16 protein-coding genes are annotated in these 16,625 nt (G+C 70.4%); 7 read left to right on the forward strand and 9 right to left on the reverse strand.

Features of this window, described 5'->3' with window-relative positions; translation table 11 throughout:
• A partial coding sequence (locus AC1DMN_RS17590) for an amino acid permease (protein WP_477384690.1) occupies nucleotides 1-390 on the reverse strand: 390 nt, incomplete at its 3' end.
• 168 nt (nucleotides 391-558) lie between these two features.
• Between AC1DMN_RS17590 and AC1DMN_RS17595 the strand changes: the two genes are divergently transcribed.
• Nucleotides 559-1,167, forward strand: coding sequence for a TetR/AcrR family transcriptional regulator (locus AC1DMN_RS17595; protein ID WP_440734864.1), 609 nt, complete (start codon nucleotides 559-561; stop codon nucleotides 1,165-1,167).
• A 16-nt stretch (nucleotides 1,168-1,183) separates the two neighbouring features.
• Here the strand turns inward: AC1DMN_RS17595 and AC1DMN_RS17600 are convergent, their stop codons facing one another.
• On the reverse strand, nucleotides 1,184-1,762 hold the full coding sequence (locus AC1DMN_RS17600; RefSeq protein WP_440734863.1) for a TetR/AcrR family transcriptional regulator: 579 nt from the start codon (nucleotides 1,760-1,762) through the stop codon (nucleotides 1,184-1,186).
• An 88-nt stretch (nucleotides 1,763-1,850) separates the two neighbouring features.
• On the opposite strand from AC1DMN_RS17600, the gene AC1DMN_RS17605 reads away from it, so the two are divergent.
• The 4 genes from AC1DMN_RS17605 to AC1DMN_RS17620 all read left to right on the forward strand — a co-directional run bounded on the left by AC1DMN_RS17605 (nucleotide 1,851) and on the right by AC1DMN_RS17620 (nucleotide 6,552).
• Nucleotides 1,851-3,023, forward strand: coding sequence for an acyl-CoA dehydrogenase family protein (locus AC1DMN_RS17605; protein WP_477230411.1), 1,173 nt, complete (start codon nucleotides 1,851-1,853; stop codon nucleotides 3,021-3,023).
• 167 nt (nucleotides 3,024-3,190) lie between these two features.
• Entirely contained in the window at nucleotides 3,191-3,451 is a 261-nt protein-coding gene (locus tag AC1DMN_RS17610) for a hypothetical protein (RefSeq protein WP_441975638.1), read from the forward strand.
• 73 nt (nucleotides 3,452-3,524) lie between these two features.
• Nucleotides 3,525-5,345 carry a glutamine--fructose-6-phosphate transaminase (isomerizing) gene (glmS, locus tag AC1DMN_RS17615; protein WP_477384692.1) on the forward strand — a complete coding sequence of 607 codons (1,821 nt, stop codon included), beginning with the start codon at nucleotides 3,525-3,527 and terminating at the stop codon, nucleotides 5,343-5,345.
• A 52-nt stretch (nucleotides 5,346-5,397) separates the two neighbouring features.
• The gene (locus tag AC1DMN_RS17620; RefSeq protein WP_477230413.1) at nucleotides 5,398-6,552 is read left to right on the forward strand and encodes a thiolase family protein; all 1,155 of its coding nucleotides are present in this window, start codon (nucleotides 5,398-5,400) and stop codon (nucleotides 6,550-6,552) included.
• Nucleotides 6,553-6,591: 39 nt separating this feature from the next.
• Here the strand turns inward: AC1DMN_RS17620 and AC1DMN_RS17625 are convergent, their stop codons facing one another.
• The 3 genes from AC1DMN_RS17625 to AC1DMN_RS17635 all read right to left on the reverse strand — a co-directional run bounded on the left by AC1DMN_RS17625 (nucleotide 6,592) and on the right by AC1DMN_RS17635 (nucleotide 11,208).
• Entirely contained in the window at nucleotides 6,592-9,597 is a 3,006-nt protein-coding gene (locus AC1DMN_RS17625) for an AAA family ATPase (protein ID WP_477230414.1), read from the reverse strand.
• A complete protein-coding gene (locus tag AC1DMN_RS17630) occupies nucleotides 9,597-10,769 on the reverse strand; it encodes an exonuclease SbcCD subunit D (RefSeq protein WP_477230415.1) in 1,173 nt (390 codons plus the stop codon). The genes AC1DMN_RS17625 and AC1DMN_RS17630 overlap by 1 nt, the downstream gene beginning before the upstream one ends.
• Nucleotides 10,770-10,899: 130 nt before the next feature.
• Complete coding sequence (locus AC1DMN_RS17635; protein WP_477384694.1) at nucleotides 10,900-11,208, reverse strand: GNAT family N-acetyltransferase; 309 nt, start codon at nucleotides 11,206-11,208, stop codon at nucleotides 10,900-10,902.
• 329 nt (nucleotides 11,209-11,537) lie between these two features.
• Between AC1DMN_RS17635 and AC1DMN_RS17640 the strand changes: the two genes are divergently transcribed.
• Together AC1DMN_RS17640 and AC1DMN_RS17645 are read left to right on the forward strand one after the other, a co-directional pair.
• Nucleotides 11,538-12,260 (forward strand): winged helix-turn-helix domain-containing protein, encoded by a 723-nt coding sequence (locus tag AC1DMN_RS17640; RefSeq protein ID WP_440734855.1) that lies wholly within the window; start codon nucleotides 11,538-11,540, stop codon nucleotides 12,258-12,260.
• An 88-nt stretch (nucleotides 12,261-12,348) separates the two neighbouring features.
• Nucleotides 12,349-13,296: a DNA-3-methyladenine glycosylase family protein gene (locus AC1DMN_RS17645; protein ID WP_477230416.1), complete on the forward strand. Its 948-nt coding sequence runs from the start codon at nucleotides 12,349-12,351 to the stop codon at nucleotides 13,294-13,296.
• An 18-nt stretch (nucleotides 13,297-13,314) separates the two neighbouring features.
• On the opposite strand, the gene AC1DMN_RS17650 is transcribed toward AC1DMN_RS17645, so the two are convergent.
• The 4 genes from AC1DMN_RS17650 to AC1DMN_RS17665 all read right to left on the reverse strand — a co-directional run.
• Nucleotides 13,315-14,070 (reverse strand): iron ABC transporter ATP-binding protein, encoded by a 756-nt coding sequence (locus tag AC1DMN_RS17650; protein ID WP_441975632.1) that lies wholly within the window; start codon nucleotides 14,068-14,070, stop codon nucleotides 13,315-13,317.
• Between the two features lie 181 nt (nucleotides 14,071-14,251).
• Nucleotides 14,252-15,265 carry an iron chelate uptake ABC transporter family permease subunit gene (locus AC1DMN_RS17655; protein WP_477384698.1) on the reverse strand — a complete coding sequence of 338 codons (1,014 nt, stop codon included), beginning with the start codon at nucleotides 15,263-15,265 and terminating at the stop codon, nucleotides 14,252-14,254.
• 28 nt (nucleotides 15,266-15,293) lie between these two features.
• Nucleotides 15,294-16,301, reverse strand: a complete 1,008-nt coding sequence (locus AC1DMN_RS17660) for an ABC transporter permease (protein ID WP_441975631.1) — start codon at nucleotides 16,299-16,301, stop codon at nucleotides 15,294-15,296.
• Between the two features lie 19 nt (nucleotides 16,302-16,320).
• On the reverse strand, nucleotides 16,321-16,625 hold a 305-nt coding region (locus tag AC1DMN_RS17665; RefSeq protein ID WP_477384696.1), incomplete at its 5' end, for an ABC transporter substrate-binding protein.

Raw genomic sequence — 16,625 nt, forward strand, 5'->3', positions numbered from 1 at the left:
GATGAGCACGCCGCTGACCAGGTTCAGCAGGAACAGCCCGAAGCCCCAGGGCTTGCCGAGCGTGCGCGCCACGAACGCGTACTCGCCGCCGGTGATCGGGAAGGCGCTGGACAGCTCGGCATAGCAGAGCGCGACGAAGACGCCGACGAGAGCGCCGATCAGGAAGGCGAGGGCCGACGCCCCGCCGATGCCGTTGATGATCGCAGGCACGATGATGAACACGCTCGACGCGGGCGTCACCGCCGAGAGCGTGATCAGGATGTTCTCCTTGAAGGTCAGCCCCCGGGAGAGCTGCTGTTCGTACTTCCCCGCGTCGGGCACGACCCCTGGAGCCTTCGCCCCCAGCGCGCCGGCCGCCTCGCCGAGCTCTTCCTGCAATCCGTCGCTCATCGTCGAGCCCTTCCTCGAATGGGTTATTTGATTGCCCAGTCAAAAGTAGGATTCCTGTTAAGTCAACGGCTGGCCGCGAACTTTTGACTCACGAATCAAACTCGTAACATTCGGAGAGGATCTCGATCGGATCCGCGGGACGACTCCCCACCCTGAGAGGATGGGCGCATGGCTAGCGCGAAGAAGACGCCGGAGCGTCGCGACCAGCTGATCCTGGCGACGCTCGATGCGATCCGCGACCGCGGGATCGCGAACCTGCGCGTCCAGGACGTCGCCGAACGGGCCGGGGTGTCGACCGGCACCGTGCACTACCACTTCAACGACCTCGATCAGCTCATCGACGATGTCTACACGTGGGCGTGCGAGCGGTTCTACACGACGCGCCTGCAGGCCCTCGCCGACATCCCGGATGCGCGGGAGCAGCTCGTCGCGATGATCGACGCGGGCATCCCGAAGAGCGAGGACGACGCGCTCGTCATCGCCATGCACGACATCGACCTGTTCCGCAGAGGCAGCGCCACGATGGGTCCATTGCTGCAGGCGCTTTACGACCGACAGGTCGCGCTGTACTTCGCCGCATTGCAGCTCGGCGTCGCGCAAGGGCACTTCCGACTCGCCGGCCCCATCATCGACCTCGCGCAGAACTTCGTCTCCCTCGAGGACGCCTACGAGCTGCACATCATCAGCGGCAACCGCTCGGCGAGCCCCCGTCGCGCGCGCGAGCTCGTGCTCGGCTACGCCCGCATCGTGACCGGCTGCTCCGAGCTGTCCCTGTGACCCTGAACGGCGGGGCTCACCCTCCGACGAGAACGCACCGGGCGGCCGCCGCGAGGATCGCGCGCTCGTGCACGGATCCGGCGACGGAGTTGTGCGCGGTGGAGTTCAGCAACCCGAACACCGCGTGCATCATCACCTGGCGGTCGGCCTTCTCGAGCTCGGGCCGGATGCGCCCGACGACCTCGGCCCACAGGTCGAGGTACTGGCGCTGCAGCTTGCGCACCTGACGGTTCGCGGCCTTCGGCAGCGTGCCGAGCTCGCGGTCCTGCACCCGGATCACATCCCGGTGCGCCAGGGCGAACGTGAGGTGGAAGTCGATCAGGTCATCCAGCAGTGCCCGATCGGACGAGTGCAGTGCGCCGGCGATCTCGGATCCGCCGCGCAGCAGGAACTCGCTGGTGCCGAGCAGGATCTCCTCGAGCATCGCCTCCTTGCTCGGGAAATGCCGGTACAGAGCGGGCCCGCTGACCCCGACCGCGGTGCCGAGCTCGCCGATCGAGACCGCGTGGAACCCGCGGTCGGCGAAGAGCCGGGCGGCGGCGTCGAGGAACAGCTGCCTCGTCCGTGCCTTCCCCTGCGCCCTCGCGGTGGTCATCCCGTAAGGATAGCGATCCTGGACAGTCGAGTGAACGCGCGCTAACATTTGTTTCAGTTACCGATCGTTCACTGAGGAGCTGATCAGCGTGTCCGAGGCGATCCCGTCCGAACTCCCCGAGGAGTACCGCGAGCTGTCCGCGACCGTCCGCGATTTCGCCGAGCAGGTGGTCGCTCCCGTCTCCGCCCAGCACGACCGGAAGCACAGTTTCCCCTACGAAGTGGTCGCCGGCATGGCCGGGCTGGGCCTGTTCGGCCTGCCGTTCCCCGAGGAGTACGGCGGCATGGGCGGCGACTACTTCGCGCTCTGCCTGGCGCTGGAGGAACTCGCCAAGGTCGATCAGAGCGTCGCCATCACCCTCGAGGCCGGCGTCTCGCTCGGCGCCATGCCGATCTTCCGCTTCGGCACCGAGGAGCAGAGACAGCGCTGGCTGCCCTCGCTCGCCGCCGGCACGACTCTCGGGGGCTTCGGCCTCACCGAGCCGGACGCGGGCAGCGACGCCGGCCGCACCCGCACCACCGCGCGCCTCGACACCGCTGGTTCAGGCGCAGACGAATGGGTGATCAACGGCTCGAAGCAGTTCATCACCAACTCCGGCACCGACATCACCGCGTTCGTGACCGTCACGGCCGTGACCGGCGAGACCGAGCGGGGCAAGGAGATCTCGACGATCATCGTGCCCTCGGGCACGCCGGGCTTCACCGTCGCGCCGCCGTACGACAAGGTCGGCTGGAACGCCTCGGACACCCACGGACTGTCGTTCGACGACGTGCGCGTGCCCGCCGACAACCTGCTCGGCGAGCGCGGGCGCGGCTACGCGAACTTCCTGCGGATCCTGGATGAGGGACGCATCGCGATCGCGGCCCTCGCGGTCGGCGCCGCGCAGGGCTGCGTCGACGACGCCGTCCGTTATGCGAAGGAGCGTCAGGCCTTCGGCACGCACATCGGCGGGCATCAGGCCATCGCGTTCAAGATCGCCCGCATGGAGGCGCGCGCCCAGGTCGCCCGTCGCGCCTACTACCACGCGGCCGCGCTCATGCTCGCGGGCAAGCCGTTCAAGCAGGAGGCGGCGATCGCCAAGCTCACCGCGAGCGATGCGGCGATGGACAATGCTCGTGACGCCACCCAGGTGTTCGGCGGCAACGGCTTCATGAACGAGTACCGCGTGGCCCGGCACTACCGCGACTCGAAGATCCTCGAGGTCGGCGAAGGCACCACCGAGGTGCAGCTCATGCTGATCGCCCGCAGCCTCGGACTCTGAGAACTTTCGTTTCGAAGCGCGCAGATGGCTGCATCCGGAGGTAGATCCAGCCATTTGCGCGCTTCGAATTGACAGGCGTCGGGCGGATCGGCCCGACAACCGACGAGATCTGCCCGAATTCGGGCAGATTCTTGTCATTCGGCGAGTCGGATCCGCATACTCGTGTCATGACCGACGATGACCTGATCCACCGGATCTCGGCGTCGACCGGTCTGCCGGCGAGCGTCGCCGCGCGGGTCGTCGACGACGTGCTCGCCTGGTACGACGAGCCGGTCGAGGCCTTCGTGCGGCGCCGCCACAGTGAACTGCAGCTCTACGGCACGCGCAACGCCGAGGCGTTCGCCCTCATCGCCGCGGAGCTGCGGGGGCGTCGCGTCGCGGCCCCGGACCTGTCCGAGCGGCAGCTGCGCCGCATCGTGTACGGCTGAGCACCGCCCGCCCAGCCCGCCCCGTTCATCCCCCACGGATCTCCATCCACCATCGACCTCTGAGGAGCCCACCATGTGCGGAATCGTCGGATACATCGGCCACCAGGCCGCCGCCCCCGTCCTCGTCGAAGGCCTCACCCGCCTCGAGTACCGCGGCTACGACTCGGCCGGCGTCGCCGTCCTCGGCAGCAAGGGCACCACGGCGATCCGCCGCGTGGGCCGTGTGCGCGAGCTCGAGGCCGCCCTGCCGAAGCGGCTGACCGGCACGGTTGGGATCGGCCACACGCGCTGGGCGACGCACGGCCCCGCCATCGAGCAGAACGCGCACCCCCAGCGCAGCCAGGACGGCCGGATCAGCGTCGTGCACAACGGGATCATCGACAACGCGGCCGCCCTCCGATCGCAGTTGGCCGAGGCAGGCGTCCCGCTCACGAGCGACACCGACACCGAGGTCATCGCGCACCTCATCGCGCAGTCGGAGGCGGCGACCCTCGAGGAGGCCGTGCTCTCCGCGCTCGGGCGGATCACCGGCACTTACGCCCTCGCGGTGCTCGATGAGCAGCACCCCGAGCGGATCGTCCTGGCGCGCAGCGGATCCCCCCTGATCATCGGCATCGGCGACAAGGAGATGCTCGTCGCCAGCGACGTGGCCGCGCTCGTGCGGCACACCGACCGGGTCGTGCACCTGAACGACGGCGAGCTGGCGACCGTGACCGCGACCGGCTTCCGCACCTTCGACCGCGGCAACACCCCGACCAGCTCGGAGCCCGTCGAGATCAGCGTCGCCGCGGAGGACCTCGAGCTCAGCGGCTACCAGCACTACATGCTCAAGGAGATCCACGAGCAGCCCGACGCCGCCGCGATGGTCCTGCGCGGCCGGCTGGACGAGCGGTTCGCCACTGCCCGCCTGGACGGACTCGGACTGGATCTGCGGGAGCTCCGCGGCTTCCGGCGGATCAAGATCCTCGGCTGCGGATCCGCCTACTACGTGGGCCAGCTCGGCGCGCAGCTCATCGAAGACCTGGCGCGCATCCCCGCGGACGCGGAAGCCGCATCCGAGTTCCGCTACCGCCAGCCCATCATCGAGTCGGACACGCTGTACGTCGCGGTGAGCCAGAGCGGCGAGACCGCCGACACCGCCTTCGCCGTCGAGGAGATCAAGCGCAAGGGCGGCCGCGTCATCGGCGTCGTCAACGTGGTCGGCTCGACGATCGCCCGCACGGTCGACGGCGGGATCTACCTGCACGCGGGGCCGGAGATCTCCGTCGCCTCCACCAAGGCGCTCACCAACATRGCCCTCTCGTTCGCCCTGCTGGCGCTGCACCTGGGCCGTCTGCACGACCTGTCGCACGCCGACGGACAGCGCATCCTGCGCGGTCTGCAGCGCATCCCCGAGCAGATCCGGGACATCCTCGAGAATGCGGATCCGATCGCGGACGTCGCCGAGGACATCGCGAAGGCCAAGAGCGCGTTCTACATCGGTCGCGTGCGCGGGTTCCCCGTGGCGAGGGAGGGCGCGCAGAAACTCAAGGAGATCAGCTACATCCACGCGGAGGCCTACCAGACGAGCGAGCTCAAGCACGGTCCTCTCGCACTGATCGACCCCGACATGCCGACGGTCGCACTCATCCCCGAGGACGAGCTGACCGACCGCAACCTCGGAGCCGCGGAGCAGATCCTCGCGCGCAAGGGGCCACTCATCGCGATCACCCATGCCGGAGTCGATCTCGCGCACCTCGACGCCCGCACGATCGTCGTGCCCAAGAACGAGCCGGAGCTGGATCCGATCCTGCTGACCATCCCGACGCAGCTGCTCGCATACTTCGCTGCGGTCCGGCTCGGGCACGACGTCGACAAGCCCCGAAACCTGGCGAAGTCGGTGACCGTGGAGTGATCGCGGGGCCGCCGCACGCGCCCGGCCTGCCCGGCAGAGAGACAATGGTTTCATGAGCAGCAGAGACGCCGTCATCGTCGCCGCCCGCCGCACGGCGGTCGGCATCGGCAAGCCCGAACGCGGCGTCTTCAGCGGCGTCCACCCGGTCGATCTCTCCACGCATCCCATCCGGGCCGTGCTGGCGGACACCGGTGTGGATCCCGCCCTCGTCGACGATGTGCTGTGGGGGTGCGTGTCGCAGGTGGGCGAGCAGTCGTTCAACGTGGGCCGCAACGCCGCTCTCGCCGCGGGGCTGCCCGAGCATGTGCCGGGGATGACCATCGACCGGCAGTGCGGCTCGTCGCAGCAGGCGATCCAGAGCGCCGCCGCGGCGATCATCGCGGGCTACGCGGACATCGTGGTGGCGGGCGGGGTCGAGGTCATGTCGCGCGTGCCGATGTTCTCCAGCGTCGCCGGCGCGGATCCCTACGGCCCGCTCATGCACGAGCGTTTCCCCGATCTGGGCAACCAGGGCGTCGGCGCCGAGCTCATCGCGCAGAAGTGGGGCCTGACCCGCACCGAGCTGGACGAGTTCGCGGTGCGCTCGCATCAGCGCGCCGCGTCCGCGACCGCTTCCGGCTTGTTCGCCGATGAGATCGTTCCCGTCCCCACCGCCGCAGGCGTCGTGACCACTGATCAGGGGATCCGGCCCGACTCGACCGTCGAACGCCTGGCGACCCTGCCGACGCCGTTCCTCTCCGGCGGTGTGGTGACGGCCGGCAGCGCCTCCCAGATCTCCGACGGCGCGGCCGCCGTGCTCATGATGACGAGCGCGCGGGCGGCGGAGCTCGGGCTCACCCCGATCGCGCGCGTGCACAGCGTCGCGGTCGTGGGCTCGGATCCGATCCTCATGCTCACAGGTCCCATCCCGGCCACGGCGAAGGTGCTGAAGCGCGCCGGCCTCGACATCGCCGACATCGGCGCCTTCGAGGTCAACGAGGCCTTCGCCCCGGTCGTGCTCGCCTGGCTCGCCGAGACCGGCGCGGATCCCGACCTCGTCAACCCGCGCGGAGGGGCGATCGCCCTGGGGCATCCGCTGGGCGGATCGGGCGCACGCCTGGCCACGACCCTGCTGCACCACATGCAGCAGAACGGGATCCGCTACGGCCTGCAGACGATGTGCGAGGGCGGCGGCATGGCGAACGCGACGGTGTACGAACTGATCTGACGGCGCTCGGCCTCCACGATTCGAACGCGCGCCCGCCCGTCAGGACTCGATCACGCTCGGGCCGTCGGGGGTCGCGCGGACCGTGATCTGCGCCGGGATCTGCTCCTGCATGGCCTCGACGTGACTGATGACGCCGACCGTGCGGCCACCTGCGCGCAGTTCGTCCAGAGTGCGCATCGCCACGTCGAGCGTCTCGCCGTCGAGGGATCCGAAGCCCTCGTCGATGAACAGGGTGTCGAGCTGGATGCCGCCGGCACGAGCGGTGACGACTTCGGCGAGGCCGAGCGCGAGCGCGAGCGAGCCGAGGAACGTCTCCCCGCCGGAGAGCGACTGCGCGGGCCGGGTCTGGCCGGTGAACGCGTCGAACACGACGATCCCGAGACCGGAGGCGGCCCCGCGTGCGGCCCTGGCGTCGCTGTGCTGCAGCTGGTAGCGGCCCGATGACATGTCTGCGAGGCGCAGATTCGCCGCGGCGACGATCTCCTCGAGCTCGGCCGCGAGCACGAAGGTCTCGAGGTTCATCCGATAGGTGTTCGCCCCACGGCCGGCCACGGCATCGGCGAGCTGTTGCAGCACCTCGTGGTCCGCGGCGGCCGCCGCACCGCGGGAATGCTCGGCCGCCGCCGTCTCGAGGAGGGCTCGGAGTTGAGCGGCGATCGCGTCGGCCCGGCTGGCGGCGTCGACGGCGGCCGTCCACGCGATGCGCGCGGTGGATTCGGCGGATTCGTGGGGAGCGAGGTCGATCGGCTCGTCAGGGAGGGTGCGCAGTTCGAGATCGAGGAGGATCGCACGTTCCTTGGTGCGCTCCGCGGCATGTGCGGCGATCCGCTCCTCGAGCCCGACCTGATCGGCCGGGCTGCGCAGCGCGGCTCCGGCCGCGGTCGCATCGTCGAACGGCGACGCGGTCAGCGCCTCCTGCTGCTCTGCGAGCGCGGCAGCTGCGGACTCGGCGCGGGCCTCACTCTCGTCCAGCGCCGTGGCGAGGGCCTGCGCGGCGGAGATCCGGACCGCCGCATCGTCGATCCGCGCGGCGACGCTGTCGAACGCACCACGCGCCTGGGCAACGGACTCCTGCGCCGTGGCGAGAACCTGCCGCGCGAGCACCACGCGCTCGCTCGCCTCGGCGTGACGGGCGGACAGATCGGCGATCGTCGCGTCGAGACGGACGCCCTTGCCCCGCAGCTCGGCGAGGCGCTGCTCCGCCTCCGCGGCAACCGTCTGCGCCGCCGAAGCCGCGTCCTGCTCCGCGCGCGCAGCGACGAGCTCCGCTTCGGCGGTCTCGATCGTGCGCCCGTCGGCGCGTACGGCCGCGGCAGCCAGCTCGGCATCCAGCGCAGCCAGTGCCTTCGTGGCCGCGCGCACGAGCTCGGTGGCGCGCTCCCGCGCGTCCGTGGCCTCGGCCACATCGTCCGCCGAGACCGGATCCGCATGCGCGGCCGGCGCCGGGTGCTCGGTGGATCCGCACACACTGCAGGCCTCGCCCGGAATCAGGGCCTCGGCGAGCTCACCGGCCATCCCCGCGTCGCGGCGGCGGCGCAGATCCGCAGCACGCGCGAAGGCGGCTGCAGCCTCCTGCTCGCGGTCGGCGACCGTCCGCTCGACCGCACTCCGCTCCTGGGTGCGTGCCGCAGCGTCCCTGGCGCCCTCGAGCCGCACCGCCGCCGATGCCACGGCGGTCTCGAGGTCCGCGGCACGATCGGCTCGTCGGCGCAGATCGTCGCGCTCCGCGGTCAGGGCATCGATCGCGGCAGGCAGAGCGGCGCGCTCCGATTCGTGGATCGCGCGGTCCGCTGCCGCGGCCGCCTGCTCGCTCAGGGCGGTCTTCACCGCCGCCTCATGGCCGGCGAGCTGCCCCTCGGTCGCGGCAGCCTGCTGCCAGGCGCCGCTGGCCCGGATGAGGTCGGATGCCCACGTCCGCAGTGCTTCCGCGGAGGAGCCGTCCGGCGCCTGATCATCGCCCGCGGCGATCCCTCGCCATGCCGCTTCGGCCTCGGTGGCCACCGCGGTGGCAGCCGTGGCCGCGGCCGCGGTGCGCTCCGCCGTGCGCAGCACGTGCCGGAGGGCTTCGGCGGCCCTGGCATCGTCCAGGGTGCGACGATCGGCGGCGATCCGGAGAGCTTCGGCGTCGAGCGCGGCGAGCGCGGCGCGCGCGCGATCCCGCTCCGTCTGCGCCTGGCGTTCCTCTCGCGCCGCGGCGAGCGCGGTGGTCGCGGCGCGATGCGCCGCCTCGGCCAGGTCGCGTTCCTGGCGGCGCTGCTCGGAGCGGTAGTCCGCCCGCGCTCCTGCCCGGTGCAGCGCGTCGAGACGTGCGTCGACCGAGGCGTCGGCGTCGGCCGGCACCGTCTCGGCACCGGCGCTGGCCCCGTGCAGGTCGTTCTCGGCGACGAGCTGCTCGGCCTGCTCGACGCGGGCCATCACGGTCGCGCGTCCCGCGCCCAGCGCCTGCTCCGACGCGCGGCGGCGCTCGTCGAAGCTGGCCTGGTAGTCCTCGAACCGGCCGGTGCCGAAGAGCCGGCGCAGCAGAGATTGGCGCTCCCTGCTGTCCGCGAGCAGGAATCGTGCGAAGCGCCCCTGCGCGAGCAGGATCACCTGCAGGAACTGCTGCAGGTTCAGCTGCAGGATCTCATCCAGCTCGTGCGCGACGTCGACCTCCCGCGCAGCCCGGCCGATCCAGTTCCCGCCGACGAGCTCGTCCAGCGCCGCGGCGGACGCCTGCTTGGTCAGCCCGCCGCCGCGCTTCGCCGGGCGCTGATACTCGGGCGATCGCGTGACCCTGAATCGGCCGGCGACGGTGCTGAACTCGACGACCACCTCGGTCGGATCCGCGGGCTCGCAGTGGTCACTGCGCAGGCGCTTCTCGCCGCCCTCGTAGCGCGGCACGTTGCCGTAGAGCCCGAAGCACACGGCATCGAGGATGCTCGACTTGCCCGCGCCGGTGCGACCGCCGATGAGGAAGAGGCCGTCGTCGGCGAATGCGTCGAAGTCGATCGTCTGCCGCCGCAGGAACGGGCCGAACCCCTCGATCTCGAGTCGATGCAGCTGCACTAGACGAGGGCTTCCGCCAGCGCGCGGTCGTCGAGCACTTCACGGATCAGCTCCTGCTCGCGTGCGGTCGCCCCCGCGCCGTCCCGCACATGCGCGAGGAAGGCGTCGATGCGCTCCTCGTCGGTCGCGGCGGTGCGCAGCCGCTCGCTGTAGGAACGCTCCTCGACCGCAGACGTGCGCGCGGGCTCGTGCTGCACGAGTGCGCAGAACGGGTACTTCTCGCGCAGGCGCCGCATCGGCTCGGTCTGCGGCAGATCATCGGTGTAGACCGCGCACACCCAGTCGTCGTGGTGCGCTGCGACGTTCTCGGCCGAGAGGATCTCGTCCAGGGGCCCGGTCAGGGTCACGAGCCGGCGCGGCACGGGCAGCTCCAGCCACTGCGCATCGACCCTGCCGTCGGCCGCCAGGTCGATGAGCCAGGATCCGCGGGGCTTGTGCTGCTCGCCGAAGCTGTAGTGCAGGGGCGCACCCGCGTAGCGGACGCGCTCGGTGAGCGCCTGACGCCCATGGATGTGCCCGAGCGCGACGTAGTCGGCGCCGTCGAACACGGACACCGGCACCATGTCGATGCCGCCCTGCCGGATCTCGCGCTCGAGACCGACCGTCGCGTCGACGCCGGCGGCGAAGCAGTGCGCGATCACGACGGCGCGCCCCGGATGCTCGGCCATCCCGGCCCGGACGAGCCCCGTGGCGTGCGCAAGCGTCTGCGCCTGGGTGCGCAGCGGGCGCCCCTCGGCGTCGCCGGAGAACACGGCATGCTGCCGCACGATGGCGGGCTCGAGGTAGGGAATCCCGAAGAAATGGACCGGACCGTCGGCGTCTTCGATCGTGATCGGCTCGCCGATGCTGCGCGGATCCGTGACGACGTGGATCCCCTCGCGCAGCAGACGTGCCTGGAAGCCCAGCCGGGCCGCCGAGTCGTGGTTGCCGCTCGTGACGATCACGCGGGCACCCGTCGCGTGCAGCGCGACGAGGGTGTCGGTGAGCAGCGTGTAGGCGGGAGCGGCCGGGGTGGCGGAGTCGAACACGTCGCCGGCGACGACGACCACGTCGACGCCGTTCTCCTGCACCTGCACGACCAGGGCGGCGAGCACCTCGGCGAGCGCTTCCAGGGTGGAGTGCCCGTGGAAGGTCCGGCCGATGTGCCAGTCCGAGGTGTGCAGGATCTTCATGCCCTCAACGCTACGGATGGGGTCCGACATTGCCGCCGAGGCGTGCCGGAGACCCGGCCGGAGAGGACCTGCCGGACGGTCTTGTCCGCGCGTAACAGAACGTCACACTCGGCGCGCCTGACGATAAGGCTCAGCGCACGCGSAGCAGAYCGGCCCGCTCGGGGTGCGCGTCGAACCAGTCGGCGACGTACCAGCAGACCGCGTCGATGCGCCGATCCCCGCGCGCCGCGATGTCCTCGACGGCACCCGCCACGACCCTGGCGGCGTAGCCGGATCCGCGGAAAGACGGGATGGTGAAGGCCCTCGTCAGCGCCATCGTGCGTCCGTCGTCGTGATAGTCGAGCACGCTCACCAGGACGCCGCCGCGCGTCAGCGTGTAGCGCGACGCATCCTCTTCGCGAGTGAGTACGAATCGATCCGGGCCTGCAGAATTCCCCACGGTTTCACGCTACGCCCGAATTGTTCGACCGGGTCCGTTTTGACACGGGAGGTCACCTTCGGTAATAATCGGGCCCATGACCACCAACGCACGCCCCTTGTCCGCCCAGGAGGCGAACGGGACGACCGGGATGATGATGCCCGGTTGCGTTGGTATGTGTTGCCGAATGTGTCGCTGAAGCCACAGCACTCCGTCTGACTCGCTCGTCGTGATCTTCGCGAGCTGAGTCTCCGAGCACCCATCCGCGTGCTCGATCTCTCCGGCTCGCCGGTCATTCGCAACACCCTCCGAGTCGTCGACCGACTCCCTCCTTTCAAGGACCCATCATCATGTCGAACACCGCCCTCCTCGAGCGTCCCGTCACCGTCTCCCCCGTCGCCGCGCCCCGTCTGCACGCCGTGCCGCGCACTCAGATCGATGCGCCGGCTCCTGCCGTCGACGCGCCGCCGGCCCGGTCGCCCCGCGGCTTCGCCCTCTACGTCGGCATCGACGAGCTCAAGGCCGCCACGAACGGCGTGAGCCTGCCGCTGCTCGTCGACGCCCTGCGCCGCACGCTCGCCGAGCTCGCCCCCGACGCCGAGACCCACGCCACCGTCGCCCTCGCCCCGCAGGGGACCGGCGGCCGCGACCTCGACGTCGTGCGCCTCGCCCTGCACGAGCCCGGCGCGATCGCCCGTTCCAAGGCCGAGGCCGAGGAGCGCGAGCCGGAGGACGGCGGCGGCGTCGTGGTCGACATCTCCCGCAAGCGCGTGCTGATCGACGGCGACTCCGCCGCGTTCACGTACAAGGAGTTCGAGCTGCTGCAGTACCTCGTGCTGCGCGAGGGTTCGACCATCGAGCGCAGCGAGCTCGTGGGCGCCCTGTGGCAGACCTCCGACGAGGAGGCCCCCGGCGAGCGCACGATCGATGTGCACGTGCGGCGCCTGCGCGCCAAGCTCGGCCGCTACGAGGACATCGTGCGCACCGTGCGCGGCGTCGGCTACCGCTTCGACCGCCACGCCGACGTCGTCATCCGCTACGGAGTCGGCACGCCCTCCCCCGACCGGTTCTGAGCGCTTCTCCGGTTCGCGCCGTGTGAATCGGATCCGTGTGAATCGGATCCTGAATCCCGCTGTCGGCGGACGGATCTAGGGTGTTCCCATGACCCTCGCCGCGGATCCCGCGCCACGCGCGTGGCCGATGCGCGAGAGTGCGTATCGGCCGGGGCGACCGCTCGATCTGCACGCCACGGTCGGCATCCTGGGCCGCGGGCCGCGCGACCCCACGGTCGCGCACGACGGCGCGGTGCTCTGGCTCGCGCTGCGCACCGACGCCGGCATCGCGACGCTCGCGCTGCGCACGGGGTCGGGTGAGGTGCGGGCGAGCGCCTGGGGCCCCGGCGCCGATGCCGCCCTCGACCTCGTTCCCGCGCTCTGCGGCGCGCACGACGACCCCGACGGGTTCGACCCGTCCTCCCACCCACTGCTCGCGGCGACCGCACAGCGACACCCCGGCGTTCGCCTGACACGCACGGGTGCGGTCTTCGACGCCCTCGCCGGCGTCGTGCTCGAGCAGAAGGTCACCGGCCTGCAGGCGTACGGCGCCTGGCGCTCGCTCGTCACGCGCTTCGGCGACGCCGCTCCCGGCCCCGCCCCGCGCCCGATGTACGTCGCCCCCGATGCCACCGTCTGGCGTCGCATCCCGTCGTGGGCGTGGCACCGCGCCGGCGTCGAGCCGCCGCAGTCCCGCACGATCGTCCGTGCGGCCGAGCGCGCCATCGCGATAGAGCGCGCGGTGCATGCGGCCGCAGACGGCGCCACGCGCGACAGGGCACTCACGAGCCTTCCGGGCGTCGGATTGTGGACGGCCGCAGAAACACGGATCCGCGCCCTCGGCGACCCCGACGCGGTGAGCGTCGGCGACTACCACCTCCCGCACGAGGTCGGCTTCGCCCTCACCGGCCACCGCACCGACGATGCGGGCATGCTCGAGCTCCTCGAACCCTGGGCGGGGCATCGCCAGCGCGTGGTGCGACTCATCCGGATGAGCGGCGCCCTGGAGCCCCGACGCGGCCCGCGCCTGGCCCCGGAGGACCACCGGAAGCGGTGAGCGCACGTCGCGCGACGGCTAGTGCCAGACGGCGAGCGGACCGTCCGGACCGTCGATCACGGTGACGGGCGTCTCGAACACCTCGGTGAGCACGTCGCCGCGCATGATCTCGGCGACCGGACCGAAGGCGACCACCGCGCCGTCCTTCATCACGCAGATCCGGTCGGCGTAGCGCGCGGCGAAGTTGATGTCGTGCAGCACCACGACGACGCTCTTGCCGAGCTCGCCCGAGATCCGCTGCAGATGCCGCATCATGCGCACCGCATGCTTCATGTCGAGGTTGTTGAGCGGCTCGTCCAGCAGCACCGTGCCGGTGTCCTGCGCGAGCACCATCGCGACGTACGCGCGCTGCCGCTGCCCGCCGGAGAGCTCGTCGAGGTAGCGCTTCTCCAGCTCCCCCAGCTCGAGGAAGTCGATCGCACGGCTCACCACCTCCTCATCCGCGCGCGTGAGCCGACCGCGCGAATGCGGGAACCGCCCGAACCCGACCAACTGGCGCACGGTGAGCCGCGTGACGAAGTGGTTCTCCTGGCGCAGGATCGAGACCACCGTGGCCAAATCYTTCGACTTCGTGGTCCCGACATCGAAGCCGGAGATCCGGATGGATCCGTGGTCCATTCCGAGCAGTCGCCCGATCATGGTGAGCAGCGTCGACTTGCCGGCGCCGTTCGGGCCGATCAGCGCCGTCACGCCCTCGGCGGGGATCTCCAGGTCGACCGGACCGATCGACACCTCGTCGCCCAGCCCCGCCCTGCCGCCGTACCGCTTGCGCACCCCCACGATGGAAACTCCGCCTCGCCCCACGCCCCCGCTCCGGCTCCCGGCCCCGGCCCCGCTCCCGGCCCCGCTCCCGGCCCTTCCCCCTGACCGCGAGACTTCATCTGGGCGACGAGACTGCGCTCCCAGACCGCAGTCTCGTCGCGGAGTTGGAGTCTCGCGGATCTGTCGTTGGCGTTCATAGACGTCCCTTCCTGAGCAGGACGAGCAGGAAGACGGATCCGCCGACCAGCTCGATGATGATGGAGACGGCGCCCTGCGCCGCGAAGACGTGCTTCATCACGAAGTACGCGCCGCCCAGCACGGCGATCGCGGTGAGGATCGCGACCGGGAGCACGAGACGGTGGTCGTGSGTGTCSGCCAGCTGRTASGCGAGSGTCGCGACGAGGAAGCCGAGGAACGTCATCGGCCCGACCAGCGCGGTCGAGGTCGCCATGAGCACGGCCACGAGCAGCAGCACGCGCAGTTGCTCCCGACGGTGATCGACGCCGAGCGCGTTCGCGGCGTCGGATCCGAGCGCCAGCACGTTCAGGCGGCGCGCGCGCAGGAATAGGAGCGTTGATGCGACCAGGCACAGCGGGATCGCGAGCGGCAGATAGGASGCSTCGGCGTTCGCGAYGCTSCCGAACAGGCGCGCGGMGAGCACGTCGAACTCGCCCGGGGTGAGCAGTCGCTGCATGAACGTGGACACGGCGCCGAGCCCTCCGCCGATCACGATCCCGATGAGCAGCATCACGTGCATGCTGCCGCGCCGTCCGGACAGCAGCCAGCCGTAGAGCGCCACGGCGAACCCCGTCATCAGCACGATCTGCAGCGCGAACTGCGGCACTCCTTGCAGCGCGGTGACGCCGGCGGCTCCGAGCAGGAACACCGCCGTGGTCTGGATCGCCGTGTAGAGCGACTCGAACCCCATGATCGACGGGGTCACGATCCGGTTGTTCGCCGCCGTCTGGAACGCSACGGTMGCGGTGGCGTGAGCGATGGCGACCACGAGGATCACCAGGACGCTCGTGACCCGCAGCTGCACGACACGCCAGAAGCCGTCGGTGCCGAACGGCACGGGGTTGCCGTGCACGAGCAGCCCGATCAGCGCTGCCGCCGCGAGCACGGTCAGTACGGCGATCACGAGGACGTATCGTCGCCGGGCACGGCCCGTCGGGAACGCGCCGGATGAGCGCTCGGTCGCCGGCATCGCGGGCACCTGCGCGTAGTTCAGCACCTCAGCCACGGGGACGCTGCCTCAGAATCAGCACGATGAACACCGCCGCCCCGACGAGGCCCAGCACGAGCGACACCGGCACCTCGAACGGCATGATGATGGTGCGTCCGATGAGGTCGCACACCGTGACCAGGCCCACGCCGAGCAGGCACACCCAGGGCAGGTTGCTCCGCAGGTCATCGCCGCGGATCATCGACACCAGGTTCGGCACGATCAGTCCCACGAAGGGCAGGTTGCCGACGACCACCGTCACCACGCCCGTGGTCGCGGCGATGAGCACGGTTCCGAGCAGGACGACCCTGCCGTGATTCAGGCCGGCGTTCGTGGCGATCTCCTCGCCGAGCCCCGCGATGGTGAACCGGTCGGCGACGATGAAGACGATCACCCCGACGACCGCGACGATCCAGAGCAGCTCGTACTGCCCGCGCAGCACCGAGGTGAAGCTCCCGGCGAACCACACCCCGAGGGTCTGCAGCGTGTTGGTCGCGAGGGCGAGGTAGGTCGAGACGGATCCGACCACCGCGCCCAGCATGATGCCGACGATCGGGACGATCAGCGAGGAGCGCAGCGACACCCGCCGCAGGAACGCGAAGAACACCAGGGTTCCGACGAAGGCGCACAGCACGGCACCGAGCATCCGCAACGGGATGCTCGGATGCGGTACGAGGATGGAGACGGCGAGCAGACCGAGTCCTGCCCACTCCGTCGTGCCGGTGGTGGTCGGTTCGACGAAGCGGTTCTGCGTCAGCATCTGCATGACCAGGCCCGCCATCGCCATCGCAGCCCCGGAGAGCACGAGCGCAGTCGTTCGCGGGATGCGCGTGATCGCGAACATCTCCGCCCCATCCGCGGATCCGGTCACGTCGTAGACACCGACGAACAGCGACAGCACGAGGAGGCCCGCGACGATGAGAACGCCGACGAGCAGAGCGGGATCGAAGAGCCGCGCCCTGCCCCGGGCAGCAGCGGAGGCGCTGCCCGGGGCGAGGCGGGTGAGCCGGGTGGTCATGGCCGGATGCGCTGGGGCGTCAGCTCTTCTTCGCGCTCTTCTCGAGGGCGTCCGCGAAGGAGTTGAGGAAGGTCGTGTACGTCTGGATGCCCTCGTTGAGGTAGGTGTCTGAGGGCATGTAGACGACATGCTTCTGCTGGATCGCGCTGACGGAGGCCAGCGCCTGGTTCTTCTCCAGAATGTCCGCGGCCTGCACGTAGGAGGGGTCGTCCTTCGCGAACACCGCATCGCGATCCATCACCAGGATCCAGGACGGGTTCGAGGCCGCGATGGCCTCGACCGAGATGTCATCGCCCTTGTGATTGTCGTCGGCGCCCTCAACGG

The organism is Microbacterium sp. 01T413_2, from assembly GCF_056398985.1.

Bases quoted from the DNA above. Each gene is read 5' to 3' on its own strand.
- AC1DMN_RS17610 (WP_441975638.1), top strand. From the start codon at position 3,191: ATGACCGACGATGACCTGATCCACCGGATCTCGGCGTCGACCGGTCTG.
- AC1DMN_RS17645 (WP_477230416.1), top strand. From the start codon at position 12,349: ATGACCCTCGCCGCGGATCCCGCGCCACGCGCGTGGCCGATGCGCGAG.
- AC1DMN_RS17640 (WP_440734855.1), top strand. From the start codon at position 11,538: ATGTCGAACACCGCCCTCCTCGAGCGTCCCGTCACCGTCTCCCCCGTC.
- AC1DMN_RS17600 (WP_440734863.1), bottom strand. From the start codon at position 1,762: ATGACCACCGCGAGGGCGCAGGGGAAGGCACGGACGAGGCAGCTGTTC.
- AC1DMN_RS17595 (WP_440734864.1), top strand. From the start codon at position 559: ATGGCTAGCGCGAAGAAGACGCCGGAGCGTCGCGACCAGCTGATCCTG.
- AC1DMN_RS17660 (WP_441975631.1), bottom strand. From the start codon at position 16,301: ATGACCACCCGGCTCACCCGCCTCGCCCCGGGCAGCGCCTCCGCTGCT.
- AC1DMN_RS17620 (WP_477230413.1), top strand. From the start codon at position 5,398: ATGAGCAGCAGAGACGCCGTCATCGTCGCCGCCCGCCGCACGGCGGTC.
- AC1DMN_RS17630 (WP_477230415.1), bottom strand. From the start codon at position 10,769: ATGAAGATCCTGCACACCTCGGACTGGCACATCGGCCGGACCTTCCAC.